A 12753-nucleotide genomic window follows, 5' to 3' on the forward strand; every position below is an offset into this window, starting at 1 on the left:
AAATTGCTCTCCTTTTTTTTATGCGAATAACAGTTACTAGTAACCACCGTCATCATCATAATCCTGGCCACCACCGCCTCTATTTTGACGTTTATTTTGGTTAAAACGATAAACTAGAGTCATTGTAATTTGGCGTTCTCTCCACTGAAATTCACTATTAGAAGTAAATTCTTCAGTGACTGTAAATTGTTGACGTTTTCTTGAATTGAACAAGTCTCTTACGTTTAAAGAAATGGTCGCGTTATCATTTAAAAAATCTTTACTAAAAGCTAAATCTAAAGATGCTATTGGGTCAGTTTTAGTTTGAGCGTTTTCTCTAGGTCCTCTATAAAAAGCGTTGGTTTGCCATTGTACTTCCCATGGTAGGTCGATTTTAGAACTAAATCGTCCAAAAAAGCTTTCGTTTTCAGCCCCAAAATCACGACCATTAAATTGACCTTCTGAAATAAATTTGAAGTAATTAAAACTACCGTTTAATCGCCACCAATCAGTTGGATTATACAATACACCAATTTCGGCTCCGTAGCGCTCGTTACTAGACAGGTTAATAGGTATAGATCGAATTATTGGAATACCATCTGAAGTAGTTTGACCAGTCTCTTCTTGGATACGTTCGAAAGAGTCTGTTTCACGTTGGTAATAAACAGAACCATTTAGAGTTAGTAACTTATCAAAACGTTTCAGATAACCTAAATCAAAAGCATTAGAAAAAGCGGGATTTAAACTTGGGTTACCTTGAAAAATATTAGTTCGGCTTGAACGTGATGGAAACGGATTAATAAACCAGCCTCTTGGTCTGTTTATTCTTCTATTGTAACCTAAAGTAATATTTTCGTCTTCGCCAATTTCAAAATTCAGGTTAACTGTTGGGAAAAGCCCCGAGAAGTTATTATTAAAATTAAGATCGACATCTTCTCCTAATAACTCTTGAATATTGTTAATATCACCATAAGGTGTTGTTTCACCCTTAAGTTGTGTATGTTCATAACGCAGACCTAGTAAAAAAGAAAATTTACCAATTTTATTGCCGTATTGTGTATAAAGTGCAGTTACATTTTCATCATAATCGAAAATATTCGAGATGGTATCATCAAACACTAATTGCCCGTTTTGATCTAATGTATTTAATCTAAAATCAGTTACTTCATTTTCATAATTACCTCTAAAACCAGCTTCAAATTGAGCGTCTCCCATAGGTCGTACATAGTCGGCTTGAATTAAAATATCAGTTTGATCATTTTCTTCTACAATATCATCTTGGGCAATAAGTTCGGGATCTAAAAACACTTCGTTCTCCTCAATAAGATTAGTTGTTTTTTCGTCATCAATCGCATACTGAAAGTCTGCTGTTAAACGATGACCTTCAGAATCATATCTTTTTTCAAAATTTACAGCAAATTGATGTGTCATTTCTTCTTCTAACTCGTTTTCAATTCGAATGGTTTGACTAGCTAAATCTCCGTTAATGAAACGCTCTGTATTATTATTTGTTAAATCAGAATCATCTCCCATTCGGTTAAAGTAGCTAACCGTAACTTCAGTTGTGTCGTTAAAAAAATAGGTCGAACCAATATTAACATTAAAGTTTTCACGATCTCGATCATAATCGCGGAGTTCAAAAATACGGTCAAATTGAGATGTCTCTTCAAAATAGTTGTTTTCAAAAACGGCGTTGCCTGGTGGTTGTCTTTGAGTATAACCAATATTAGTAAAGAAATTAAAGCGATCTGTTCTAGCATTAGCATTAACATTGATGCCGTTGTTGAGTGGTGTACCTATATTTGCTCGTACAGAACCATTAAAACCTAAAGTTTTATCTCGCTTAAGAACAATATTTAAAATACCTGCCGAACCTTCTGCATCATAACGTGCTGATGGACTTGTAATTACTTCTACCTTTTCTATAGCTTCAGCAGGAAGCTGTTGAAGTACATCTGTAGATCCAAATCCAGCAATTGCAGATGGTTTACCGTTAATTAAAATTCTTACATTGTTATTACCTCGGAGATTGATAGCTCCGTCAACATCAACCGTAACTGAAGGAACATTAGCTAGAGCATCTGAAATTGTAGCACCACTTGTGGTTAAATCTTTACCAATATTATAGATTTTTTTATCTAGGCGAACATCAACTGTTGTCGTTTCAGCTGTTACCACAACTTCATCTAAACTATCAGCTTTGATACCTAGTTTAATTGTTCCTAAATCTTTATTTTTTGATAAATCTAAATTATTGAAAGTTTTAGATTCAAATGAAATATATTCAATTTTTACATTGTAAGTGCCTTTTTCTACTTTTAGTGAAAACTCACCTTTGGTATTAGTAACGCCACCTTCAACAACCTCGTTAGTTGTTGGGTTTAGTATAGAGATTGTTGCGTATTCTAAAGGAAAATTTTGAGATTTATCAATGACTTTACCTGTTAACTTAGATTCTTGACTTAATCCAATAATTGGGAGTAAAAAAATCAAACTTACATAAATATACTTCACGGTCCTAATTGTTTTATTAATTACGTGTTTAAGACGGTGTTTGATTTATAAAGTTTAAGTGTTCTTCGTTAAACTTGCGTTAATAGAAATATTAAGATTTAAAATACTTTTTGTAATTCCGTCTAGCAAAAAAACCAATAACAAACCAAATCACTAAACTTATGATGATAAATTGATAGCTAATAATTTGGTCTCCACTAGCGTAAGAATGTAGACCTGTTAAGTAGAAATTAACTCCGAAATACGTCATTAAAATAGAACCAAAAGCAATTACAGCAGCCCAATTGAAAGCAAACATGCCTTTTAAACCAGGAACAAATCTCATATGAATCACAAAGGCATAAACAATAATGCTAATTAAAGCCCAAGTTTCTTTAGGATCCCAACCCCAATAACGGCCCCAACTTTCGTTGGCCCATTGGCCACCTAAGAAGTTTCCTATGGTTAGCATAATTAAACCAACAGTGAGCGACAATTCATTAATAATAGTGAGCTCTTTTATATTTAGCTTCATCTTTTTCTTATTGTTTTTAGTTGTAGCGATTATCAAAAACAACGCAAGTAAACCTATAATTGTGCTTAATGCAAAAGGACCATAACTACCAACAATGACAGCTACATGAATCATTAACCAATAAGAGTCTAATACAGGCTGTAAATTACCAATACTTGGGTCTAACCAATTTAAATGAGCAACAAATAAAATAATTGAAGCGACGAATGCAGTTGACGCCATTGTTAAGTCACTTTTTCTACCAAATGCTAAACCGAAAAACATCGTTGCCCAACCTACATAAATCATACTCTCATAAGCATTACTCCATGGTGCATGTCCTGAAATGTACCAGCGCAAAATTAATCCAGCAGTATGTGAAAGGAACAATACAACGAGTAAACCTTTACAAATATTAATAATAACCGTATTAACTTTAGATTGACTAAAAATTTGAACTATTACAAATACAATCATCACAAAGCCAACCAATAAATAATACTTGTAAAGCTTATTAAAAATATCTAGTTTATTATAAAGTATTTCAGCTTCAACTTTATCTTCGTTTGGTAATACTTCGCTACCGTATTTCTTCTGAAAATTATTCATGCTAGTCAAGATACTTTCAGCTTGTGTATAGTCTCCAGTTTGTCTAGCTTTTTGAAGTGATTGAATATATATAGGCAAAATACTTTTTGTATAAAGCGTATCTTCATTTGCGAAAAATCGATCTTCTTCTAACTCGGTATATGAGACCCAGCGGTTATTTGGGTGATTAGGAATAGGAAAAATACGCAACATTTCGCCTTGCAACGTGCTAAACAATAAATTTACACGCTCATCGGCTTTTATAAAATCTTTTTGAAATTGATTAGGAACTTTAGCCCGATAGGCTTGTTCTAAAAATGATCCCAACTTATAAGTTCCATCTTTATTAAAAAATTGCGTTAAGGACAAATACTCTTTGCCTTCAGGAATATCTAAAATATGATGTATACTATCATTTTTTGCCTTTAAACTAATAATTGGCGCTGTGTACCAAACCATTGGGTTTTCTATCATTGATAGTAATACTTGATCACTATTCAAGCCTTGATAAGAGTCTTGTTTACCTAATTTTCGAAGCAACTGAGATGAATATGTATTAATCGGTTTCATTCGGCCACCATAATCTTGTATCACTAAATTACCAAATTTAGCAGCATGATTTTCATCAACAGCGTTAGCTTTAATCATTTTGTTAACTTGCTCAACCTCCATATTCATGACGCTTGAAGCGGAAGAATGATTATCATGAACATCTACTGAGTCAACTTCGGTTTTTGGTTGAGGCTCGGCAACAACATTACCATTTTCAACTTGTGCAAAAGTTGAAGTTGATAAACCAAATAAAATTAAAAGGCTTACTAGTTTTGCCTTTTTAGATTTAACTTTTTTAAGAGATTGACGCAAATTACCAAAACGTGAGTGGCGATCAAACATTATAAGCATTAAACCTAAATAAAGTAAAAAATATCCAACATAAGTTATCCAAGTTCCCCACCAATCATTATTAACAGACAAAATAGTGCCGCGCTCATCGGGTTGAAAAGAGGCTTGAAAAAATCGATAACCTCCATGGTCTAAGACATGATTCATATAAATATCATAAGGATAAGAATTAGCTCCATCAACAACTTCAACTTTAGACATAAATGAAACATAACTTGGTGTTCCACGATCTGCAGTTCCAGGTTGTTTTTCAGCAATAAAATCGTTTAATTTAAGTGAAAATGGAAGTTCAACTTCCTTACTACCATAACGGGAATAAATATCAAATCCGCCTATTTGTATTTTCTTTAAATCTTCAATTGTACCTTGAGAACCTAATAAGCTAATTGTATCTATTTCGGTTGGTGTAGTTACTTTAAATTTAACGCCATCACGTTCATTTTCATTTGGGTTTTCAATAGCTACTAAATCGTATTTTCCTTTAATAGCTTGTTCTGGTATTACAAACTGCATATTACCAACAGTGTAAAGCGATCGTAAATTTAAGTTTTGAATAGAATCTTTAATAAGTTGACCTCTTTTCTGATCTGCCATGCGCATCCAATCGCCTTCAAATGCAGAATTAATTGAAAAACCAACATCATTGTTGCCTGTTATGTTAATAGCGCCATCAGTTTGTTTGTTAAATGCAAACAGAGTGTTATGAATATTGACTACTTCACCTGATTCTAAAAAATGCTCATGACGACTACCACTACTCGATTCTACTAACTTTAAAAACAAGTTTCCATCTTTACTTGGCACAACGCCTTCTTTAGCAGCTTTAATAAACTCGACAACTTCAAAGCTAACTGGAGTACCATTAAATTCAGTTTCGATAACTTTTCCTATGCTAATTTTAGGACCTAAATTTATGGGGTGATGTTGGATTCTTCGTCTTGGTTCACCATTAATTTCACCATCGATATATGTTGTAAGATATGTTTTTTCAGAAAGCATTTTATTGGTGAGTTCGCCTTCTTGAATTGGCATTATACCTTCTTCACCAAAATAACGGGTAACAAACGCACCAAATAGTATTAAAATAAAAGATAAGTGAAAAACTAAAGTGGTTAACTTTTCTTTACGAAGTAGCTTAAATCTAAAGATATTTCCTATAAAATTAATAACAAAAAACACCATGATTGCTTCGAACCACCATGCATTGTAAATCCATTCTCGTGCTGTAATTGTTGCATAAGAATTTTCGACAAATGTACCCACAGCCATAGCAACTGCATAGATAATGAACAAAGCAGCCATGAGTTTTGTAGAGAAAAGTATATCAGCTAATTTTTTTTGAAGCATAACTAAAATTTTGAAATGCAAAGGTATCGAAAACAACCTAAATTATTGACTTAAATTCGCCTTAAGCAAGTGATATTTATAAAATGTTTAGGCTTTAAAAAGTATTGAATAAATTTATTGATGAAAACCCATTTGTATTTTTAAATTTGTAGATATGAAGCAAGTTTCTATTATTGGCACAGGAAATGTAGCTTTCCATTTAAGTCAGGCTATTTTAAAACTTGACCAATGGAACTTACATCAGGTTTTTGGTCGCAAAAAATCTGCGACCGAAAGGTTAAAAAAAGATCTATCTTCAAAACGTATTCAGACGATTCATCATTTAAACGATTTAGAAGAAGTAGATATTGTGTTATGTTGTATCAGTGATGATGCCATTCAAGAAGTCGTTCCAAAATTAAAATTGCAAACAACACTTATCGCCCATACATCAGGTGCAACTGCTTTACAAAACACCGCTGTTAATAATGCTGTTTTTTATCCTTTACAAAGTTTTTCTAAATTGAAAGTTTTAGATTATCAAAATATTCCTTTTTGCCTTGAAGCCGATTCAGATAAGAATTTAAAATTAATAAAAGATCTAGCAGGTAGCATTTCAACAAAAGTTTATAAAATAAATTCGAATCAAAGACTACAACTGCATCTTGCGGCTGTTTTCGTGAATAATTTTACCAACTACATGGTTAAAATAGGTGAAGATTTATGTCAACAAAATGATATTGATTCTGCCATCTTGCAACCTTTAATTAGCGAGACCTTTGAAAAGTTAAAACAAATGCCAGCTTTTGAAGCACAAACTGGTCCTGCCAAACGTCAAGATCATCAAAGTATTTCTGCACACTTTAATTTACTTAAAAACACGAATTATCAATCACTATATCATAACATTAGTCAACATATTTTAAACGATTATGGAAAAAAATTATAAAGAACTACTCAACGATATCACCACCTTTGTTTTTGACATTGATGGCGTTTTAACCAATGGCAGCTTGCAAGTTACTTCTGAAGGCTTTTTACTGCGAAGTATGAATGTAAAAGATGGCTACGCACTAAAACAAGCGCTTAAAAAAGGTTATGAAATTTTAATCATCTCTGGCGGAACTAATGAAGGCGTTAGAACACGATTGAAAGATTTAGGAATTACCAATATTCACCTCGGAATTAATGACAAAGTAGAGTGCTTAGAAGAGTTTTTAGATATTTACGAAATTAAAGCCGAACAAGTGGCTTACATGGGTGATGACATTCCTGATCTTTATCCCATGAAGTTAGTTGGTTTACCATGTTGCCCACAAGATGCAGTAACTGAAGTTAAAGCCGTTGCAAAGTATATTTCACACCATCGTGGTGGAGAAACTTGTGTTAGAGATTTGATTGAACAAGTAATGAAGACTCAAGATCAATGGGAGTTTTAAAGTGAATATTTTCAGCTTTTTAAAGCTTATTAGACCTGTAAACTTGTTAATGATTATTGGTTTACAAATAATCTTACGCTTTATTTTTTTACCTGCTTTTTTAATTGAAGTACATCTTAATACCACTCATTTTTTTGGTTTAATTTTTGGTATGAGCTTGGTGACTTCAGCTGGATATTTAATAAATGATAAATTTGATATTTTAACCGACAGTATTAACCACAAACTGAAATTATCAGCTCAAAGTTTAAACAAAAAATCAGTTGTTAAGATTTATAGCATACTAAATTTAACAGGCATTTTTTTGGGGCTTTACGTAGGTGTTGTTCACTCTAACTATTTAACTATCTTAAGCTTTATTGTTGTTCCTTTTTTGCTTTTTATATATGCTAAATACCTCAAACAACAACCATTAATTGGCAATCTCTTAGTGAGCTGTTTCATTGCTTTAAATGTGATTCTTTATCTAAATTTAGAGATTGATTTACTGGATTTTAACCAACTAGTAGTAAAATTAAGTTGGTATTTTGCACTAATGAGTTTATTACTTCATCTTGGTCGTGAACTTATTAAAGACATTGAAGACATAAAAGGAGATTATGCTTGCCAGATGAATACCTTGCCAATTTGTATCGGCAAGAATCGAACAAGAAATCTTGTTTTTATACTTTTACTTGTCTTAATAGGTTTAAGTATTATGTTCTTTAATTTAATTTTTTCAGAACAATCTGAGATTCTTTTATATGCTTATGGCTTAATCATTTTACCAAACATAATTTTAGCTTGGTTAACATCACAGGCAAAATCTAAAAAATCTTACAGTCGCTTGAGTAGTTATTTTAAGTTTGTAAGTTTGCTTGGTATGAGCTTATTACTCGTATTCTAAAACTTAATTTATGCTGCCACTGATAGAAAAAGCAAATAAAATTGATTTAATTTTAGCTTCTGGGTCACCAAGAAGAAAAGAAATTTTACAACAACTTGGTTTTAAATTTCAGGTAGAAACTAGACCAATAGATGAGGTTTATCCTGAACATTTAAATAAGACAGAAATTAGTGACTTTTTAGCAGAGCAAAAAGCGAAAGCCTTTGAAGACATTCCGTCTAACACTATAGTTATAACTGGCGATACAATTGTTTGGCACGAAAATAAAGCGCTAGGGAAACCTACCGATTATCGTGAAGCTGTAGAGATGCTAGAAAGTCTATCAGGGCAAACACATGAAGTTATTTCATCGCTATCGTTAAAAACAAAAAAGACGATAACTACTGTGCACGAAACGACTCAAGTAAGCTTTAAAAAACTAGACGAGCTCGAAATATCTCACTATATTAACACCTATTTGCCATATGATAAAGCTGGTGCTTATGGCATCCAAGAGTGGATTGGACAAATCGGCATCACTAAAATAGAAGGATCTTTTTACAATGTGATGGGTTTTCCGACTCGCGTTTTTTATGAAGCACTTAAAGAAGTCATAAATCAAAGCTTTATCTCTAAGTGATATTGTACATTTAATCTAAAAATGAGATATTTATTTATTGTTGTTTTGAGTTGCTCTATGTTTGCTTGTAATCATCAATCAAAAAAAACATCTCAAAATCAATTTTCTAACTTAAATCTTTCTGAAGAATTTAAGAATTACTGGTATTCTGGACTTGGTGAAGTCAATACTTATCATCTTATACAATCTAGATACAATCAAAAAAGACCAGGCCGCGCAACACTAATTTTTGTAACTGAAGAGTTTCAGGATAATTTACAAGTTAAGGCAAACCAGAAATCAGCGCAAACTACGAATGTTTTAAAGCTTAATACTCTCAAAAAATTTAATACTGGTATTTACTCATACAGTATTATGCAAAGTATTTTCGATCCATTAACTCAACAGCCTCATGCCAAAAAATTAAGCTTCAGTAGTCAAGAATGGTGTGGTCAGGTTTACATGCAACTCAATAACCGTGAAAAATTTGAAGTAATGCTTCACTCCTATTTTCAAAATGAGGGAGACCAAGACATGACCATAAGCAAAGTTGCTTTAGAAGATGAAATATGGACACAGTTACGTATAAATCCTTTTGAAATTAAAATAGGAAAATACCAAATGTTGCCAAGTCTAGAGTTTTTTAGGCTTCAACACAATGCCTTAAAACCTGATTCAGTTGAAGTTTCTCAAAGTGAAGGCGCTACACAAATTACCACAAAGATTCAATATTTTAATTTTAAAAGACAACTAAAAATCGTACAAGACTCTTCATTCCCTTATACTATTCAAAACTGGCAAGTCATTGTTAATCAAGATACAACATCAGCAGAATTACTAAAGCAGTTACAAATTGATTATTGGAACAAAAATGATAATAAGTTCTTACATTTACGCGACAGTTTAAATTTATAAAATATGACTTCAGAGTTTTTAGAATGGTATTTAAAACCGATTATTTGGACAGCAGTAACGCTAATTATTTTAATTATTTTTAGGCTAATTCTTAAAAGCTCTGCTAGAAGAATCGCTAAAAAAACTAACAAAAATGAAGGTAGAACACGTCAAATGGCCAAATACATTAATGTTTTGGTTTCGTTTATAGCCATTTTTGCACTTTTGCTTATTTGGGGTGTTGATTACCAAAATATTGCACTAATTTTTTCTTCAGTCTTTGCCGTTATCGGTATTGGCTTATTTGCTATTTGGTCTATTTTAAGCAATATCACTTCTGGGATTCTGATGTTTTTTTACTTCCCGTTTAACATCGGTGATAAAATTAAAATACATGATAAAGAAATGCCAATTGAAGCGGTTATAGAAGATATCAAAGCATTTCAATTACACTTACGCACCAGCGAAAACGAGTTAATCACTTACCCTAATAATTTAATTTTGCAAAAACCTATCAGTTTAATAGAAAAAGATGTCATTAACTAAACGCTCGCTTTAATTTTTAGTCAAATAAAAAAACACCTATGAAGTTGAAGTTCTTTTATCTATTCGTACTTAGTATCAATTTTATATTAGCACAACAACCTGAAAAACCAACCTCTGGTGAAATCTATCAGAATTTAAAAGCCCTTAATTTTTTAGGAAGTGTACTATACATCGCAGCGCACCCTGATGATGAAAACACACGACTAATAAGCTATTTATCTAATGAAATTCATGCTCACACAGCCTATTTATCTCTCACACGCGGTGATGGCGGACAAAATTTAATAGGACCAGAAATTGGCGAAGCACTAGGCCTAATTAGAACTCATGAACTACTTGAAGCTAGAAAAATAGATGGTGGACAACAATTTTTTACTAGAGCTATAGATTTTGGCTACTCTAAAACACCAGATGAGACACTTAATATTTGGAATAAGAATCAAGTATTAGCCGATGTAATTTGGACAATCAGAAATTTTAAACCTGATGTTATTATTAATCGGTTTGACCACCGAACTTCTGGCAATACACATGGCCATCACACCGCATCAGCTTTATTGAGTGTTGAAGCCTTTGATAAAGCAAGTAATAAAAACCAATTTCCTGAGCAACTTCAATTTACAGAAACCTGGCAACCAAAGCGACTGTTCTTTAATACATCATGGTGGTTTTATGGCAGCAAAGAAAACTTTGAAAAAGCAGATAAATCTAATTTAATTTCAATCGATATAGGACAATTTAACCCATTGCTAGGTTTATCTATTAATGAAATCGCAGCTAATAGTAGAACTCAACATAAATCTCAAGGTTTTGGTAGCACCGGCACAAGAGGTCAACAAATTGAATATCTTGAGTTTTTAAAAGGTAGACAGCCTAAAAAAGAAATTGTTTTTGATGGCATAAATACCACTTGGTCACGTTTAGAAAACGGACAGCAAATTGCTGATATTTTAAAACCACTCGAACAAAGTTTTAACTTTAACAAACCTTGGCGAATTGTCCCTGAACTTTTAAAAGCTAGAGATTTAATAAATCAAATAAACGATAATCATTGGCGAAAACTCAAGCTGAAGCAAATTAACTTGCTAATTAAACAGTGTTTAGGTTTGTTTTTAGAAGCAAAAACTTCAACTGAAACAGCTTACCCAGGACAAAATATCCGTATTGATTTTGAGCTTATTAATAGAAGTCCTATTCAAGTTCAACTAGAATCAATTCTTATTGAAAATGAAAGTATTAAGATTACTAAGGAGTTAACACCCAACGAGAATTTTAAACATAAAATAGAATTCAAAATTCCAAATTCAGCTGAATTTACTTCTCCTTATTGGCTAAAACAATCTCCAAAGAAAGGATTATATCAAGTAGAATCACAACCTATGATTGGTCGACCAAAATCGATTGAAGCCATAGAATTAAGATATAATTTAAGCATTAATGGTGAAAAAATCAGCTACCAACAACCTTTAGTTTTTAAAACTAACTCTCCGATTGATGGTGAAGTTTATGACTATTTTAAAATAGTTCCTCAAGTAAATTTAAGTTTTTCGACACCTCAACTTAGTTTTAATCAGCCAGAAACTAAAATGGTAAACTTAACTATCAAATCTAATACATTGATTAAAGATGCTGTTTTAGAATTTAAAAATTGTAATTCCTGGACAATTACGCCATCAAAAGTAAATATTGAGTTACTTAAACCTGATGAATCACAACTTATTGAATTAAAAGTAAAACCTTCAAAAAAATCAATCTCATGTGATGTAAAAGCTGTTTTAAATACAAATGATAGCAGCTTTGATCAACACGTAAAAGTAATTGATTACAAACATATTGGTCAACTACATATTATTGAAGATAGCAAACTTCGACTTAATAAATTTAATATAAAAGTTCCTTCGAAAAAAGTAGCTTACATAAATGGTGCGGGATCAAGTTTACCTGAAAACTTAAAGGCTGTTGGCATTAATATAGAACGCCTGAATATTGATGAAGTTACAACCAAAACACTTGACGATTATGACGTAATTATTACAGGTTTAAGGCTTTATAATATAGAATCGAACATTGATAACAAACAAGAATTATTTAAGGATTTTGTGGCCAATGGAGGCCACTTAATAATTCAATATAACACAAATCGCTCTTTAAAAACTAATCAATTTAAACCTTTAGATTTTAATATTTCTCGGGATCGAGTTACTGATGAAACAGCTAAAATAAATATTTTAGAACCTCAGCATCCTATCATCAATCAACCAAATAAAATAACCGCTTTAGATTTTGATAATTGGGTGCAAGAACGCGGTTTATACTTTGCTGATGAATGGTCTAAAAGTTTTACACCAATCTTCAGTTTAAATGATGCCAATGAAACACCGAAAAAAGGCGCTTTAATTATTGGTAAATTTGGTAAGGGTCACGTTACTTATTCAGGTATTAGTTTTTTTAGACAATTACCTGCTAATGTTGAAGGTGCCTATAAATTATTAACCAACTTAATTGCGTTTTAATGAAAAACCGATTTACATGGAAAAAAAGCTTCAGTTGGGTGCTTTTATTAAATGTCATCTACATTATCTTACTG

9 protein-coding genes are annotated in these 12753 nt (G+C 32.1%); 7 read left to right on the top strand and 2 right to left on the bottom strand.

Annotated features, from left to right (window positions below):
- Positions 1–36: 36 nt before the first annotated feature.
- On the bottom strand, positions 37–2493 hold the full coding sequence (locus IMZ30_RS01475; RefSeq protein ID WP_242529681.1) for an outer membrane beta-barrel family protein: 2457 nt from the start codon (positions 2491–2493) through the stop codon (positions 37–39).
- 91 nt (positions 2494–2584) lie between these two features.
- Positions 2585–5824, bottom strand: a complete 3240-nt coding sequence (gene ccsA, locus IMZ30_RS01480) for a cytochrome c biogenesis protein CcsA (protein WP_242529682.1) — start codon at positions 5822–5824, stop codon at positions 2585–2587.
- Positions 5825–5978: 154 nt separating this feature from the next.
- On the opposite strand from ccsA, the gene IMZ30_RS01485 reads away from it, so the two are divergent.
- The 7 genes from IMZ30_RS01485 to IMZ30_RS01515 are packed head-to-tail and all read left to right on the top strand — an operon-like array spanning position 5979 to position 12679.
- Positions 5979–6752, top strand: a complete 774-nt coding sequence (locus IMZ30_RS01485; RefSeq protein WP_207038791.1) for a Rossmann-like and DUF2520 domain-containing protein — start codon at positions 5979–5981, stop codon at positions 6750–6752.
- A complete protein-coding gene (locus IMZ30_RS01490; protein ID WP_207038792.1) occupies positions 6736–7242 on the top strand; it encodes a KdsC family phosphatase in 507 nt (168 codons plus the stop codon). Before IMZ30_RS01485 ends, IMZ30_RS01490 begins: the two co-directional genes overlap by 17 nt.
- A 49-nt stretch (positions 7243–7291) precedes the next feature.
- Positions 7292–8128, top strand: coding sequence for a UbiA family prenyltransferase (locus IMZ30_RS01495; RefSeq protein ID WP_207038793.1), 837 nt, complete (start codon positions 7292–7294; stop codon positions 8126–8128).
- Between the two features lie 10 nt (positions 8129–8138).
- A complete protein-coding gene (locus tag IMZ30_RS01500; RefSeq protein WP_207038794.1) occupies positions 8139–8747 on the top strand; it encodes a Maf family nucleotide pyrophosphatase in 609 nt (202 codons plus the stop codon).
- Positions 8748–8768: 21 nt separating this feature from the next.
- Complete coding sequence (locus tag IMZ30_RS01505) at positions 8769–9641, top strand: septum formation inhibitor Maf (protein ID WP_207038795.1); 873 nt, start codon at positions 8769–8771, stop codon at positions 9639–9641.
- A 3-nt stretch (positions 9642–9644) separates the two neighbouring features.
- Positions 9645–10166 carry a mechanosensitive ion channel domain-containing protein gene (locus IMZ30_RS01510; protein WP_207038796.1) on the top strand — a complete coding sequence of 174 codons (522 nt, stop codon included), beginning with the start codon at positions 9645–9647 and terminating at the stop codon, positions 10164–10166.
- A gap of 38 nt (positions 10167–10204) precedes the next feature.
- Positions 10205–12679 carry a PIG-L family deacetylase gene (locus IMZ30_RS01515; RefSeq protein ID WP_207038797.1) on the top strand — a complete coding sequence of 825 codons (2475 nt, stop codon included), beginning with the start codon at positions 10205–10207 and terminating at the stop codon, positions 12677–12679.
- The last annotated feature ends 74 nt before the right edge of the window (positions 12680–12753 follow it).

Origin of the sequence: Psychroflexus sp. ALD_RP9 (assembly GCF_017311165.1) — a bacterium.
GTDB lineage: Bacteria > Bacteroidota > Bacteroidia > Flavobacteriales > Flavobacteriaceae > Psychroflexus.